We start from the raw sequence: 2,153 nt of genomic DNA, 5'->3' as shown, positions 1-2,153 counted from the left end.
ATTGATCACCAACTGTTGCAGGCATAATCATATTGAAGAAATCAATATAATGTCCAAATAAAATTACGATACCTGCCATAACTACAATCCAAGTTAAACGCTTGAAATCTGTATTGATTAAGATTAACAATGGAAAAATGAAGTTTAAAGCTAACATTCCGAAGAAAGGTAATTTGTAGTGTTCGATACGAGTTACGAAATAAGTAACCTCTTCTGGGATATTTGAATACCAAATCAACATGAATTGAGAGAACCATAAGTATGTCCAGAAAATACTGATACCAAACATAAATTTAGCTAAATCGTGAATATGACTTGTATTTACATTTTCTAAATATCCTTTAGATTTTAAATATAATGTAATCATTGCAATTACAGTAATTCCACTTACAAAGAAACTTGCAAAAACATACCATCCAAATAATGTACTGTACCAGTGTGGGTCAACAGACATAACCCAATCCCAAGACATGATAGACTCAGAAACGATAAAGAATACTAGGAAGAAAGCAGCAAGTTTGAAATTTCTCTTATAAGGAGCATTGTCTTCAGCACTATCTTGAGCAATAGAATTTTTAACAAATTTGAAACGTACATAATTCCAAACAATTAAGATTATAGCCGCAGTTCCTAAGAATCTTCCAACGTTTAACCATCCTTTTTTAAGGAAAATTAATTTATCAAATTTAACAGATTCTGGATTTACTACTTCTGGATCCATCCATACAAACAAATGATTGAAATGCATTCCTGCCAAAACTAATAATACGAAGAAAATAATAGAACCTGGTAATAAATACGCGGTGATACCTTCCATAACTCTAAATAAGATTGGAGACCAACCTGCTTGAGCCGCATATTGAATAGCATAAAAAGCTAAAACTCCAACTGAAATTAACATAAAGAAGATACAAGCCACATACAAAGCGGCCCATGGCTTATTCTGTAATTGGTGAAGTACGTGTTCTAAATGTGCTTTATGGTCATCATGTGAATGAGCATCTGCCTTAGCGTGAGTATCATGATTATCTGTATGAGCAGGAGCTTCAGCAACCGCTACAACAGCAGTAGTATCTTCAACATGATCAGTAGAATCAACTGTAGTTGCGTGAGCAACATTGTGTGTTGAATCTGTAACATGAGCTTCAACAGCTTTAACAGTATCAGCTACAACATGAGCTTCTGTAGCATGAGTAGCAACTTTCTCTACATGAGCAGCTTCATGACCGTGATGACTATCTGCTAATAATTTTTCAACATCCTCAATAGTTTTAGGAGCGGCCATGAAACCAATTCCAATACCAATTGCACCTAAAATCATTAGGACGAATGAAAAAGTTTTTAATTTACTTGAAAACGTGTACATATCTATTATTTTCAAAAAGTATTAATATTATAATCCAGCTTTTAATTTTAAAACGTAATCCGTCACTTGCCATCTCTCTTGTTGAGATAATTGGTTAGCATGAGAACCCATAGAATTTAATCCATAAGTAATTACGTGAAAAATACTTCCTTCTGTAATCTCTCTATCTTTGTAATTAGGAACCCCTAAGAATTTTTCTTTAACAACTAAGTTCCCTTTACCATCTCCTTTTTCACCATGACAAATCGCACAATAAATATTGAACAACTCTTTACCTTTTTCTGGATTCAATGATAATGAATCTAGAGGAGATTTTAAAGTCGCTTTAGCTAAAGCATAACCTTCAGGTGTATTTGGAATTTCATAAGGAACAAATCCTCTTTTGATTGATCCCTTTGCAGGTATTTGAGCTTCAACTCCACCTTTAAACACATCATGCTCTGAATAGGTTTCATAAGAAACCGCTTCATACATGTTAGGAAAAAACTGATAGTTAGGCTTTGCTTTATCGAAACATGAAGTTGCCATAAAAGACAAACCTACTACTGCTACTATTTTATATAAACTTTTCATACTATCTATTAATGCTTTTCTACAACTTTAACTTCTACCGCTCCAGTATTTGTAAAGAAAGAAACTAATTCTTCTTCGTTACCATGAATTCCAACCTCCATCAAGAAATGGTCATCCGTAGTTCTTACATCAGGATTTTCAGCTTGTTTGAATGGCCACAATTTACTTCTCATATAAAAAGTGATAACCATTAAGTGAGCTGCAAAAAAAACAG

At 33.3% G+C, this 2,153-nt stretch carries 3 protein-coding genes; all 3 read right to left on the bottom strand.

Annotation, left to right across the window (positions count from 1 at the left end; translation table 11 throughout):
• Positions 1-1,366, bottom strand: a 1,366-nt coding sequence (locus Q0075_RS03315; protein WP_297868272.1) for a quinol:cytochrome C oxidoreductase, incomplete at its 3' end; no start/stop codon positions are given.
• A 27-nt stretch (positions 1,367-1,393) separates the two neighbouring features.
• Positions 1,394-1,939 carry a cytochrome c gene (locus Q0075_RS03310; RefSeq protein ID WP_297868271.1) on the bottom strand — a complete coding sequence of 182 codons (546 nt, stop codon included), beginning with the start codon at positions 1,937-1,939 and terminating at the stop codon, positions 1,394-1,396.
• 8 nt (positions 1,940-1,947) lie between these two features.
• A partial coding sequence (locus Q0075_RS03305) for a quinol:electron acceptor oxidoreductase subunit ActD (RefSeq protein ID WP_297868270.1) occupies positions 1,948-2,153 on the bottom strand: 206 nt, incomplete at its 5' end.

It is taken from the genome of uncultured Flavobacterium sp., from assembly GCF_937967675.1.
Taxonomy (GTDB): domain Bacteria; phylum Bacteroidota; class Bacteroidia; order Flavobacteriales; family Flavobacteriaceae; genus Flavobacterium.
Note: the sequence above shows the minus strand (reverse complement) of the source record. Positions and strands in the feature narration are given on the sequence as shown.

Excerpts from the sequence above, each read along its gene's own strand:
- Q0075_RS03310 (WP_297868271.1), bottom strand. The coding sequence starts at position 1,939 with ATGAAAAGTTTATATAAAATAGTAGCAGTAGTAGGTTTGTCTTTTATG.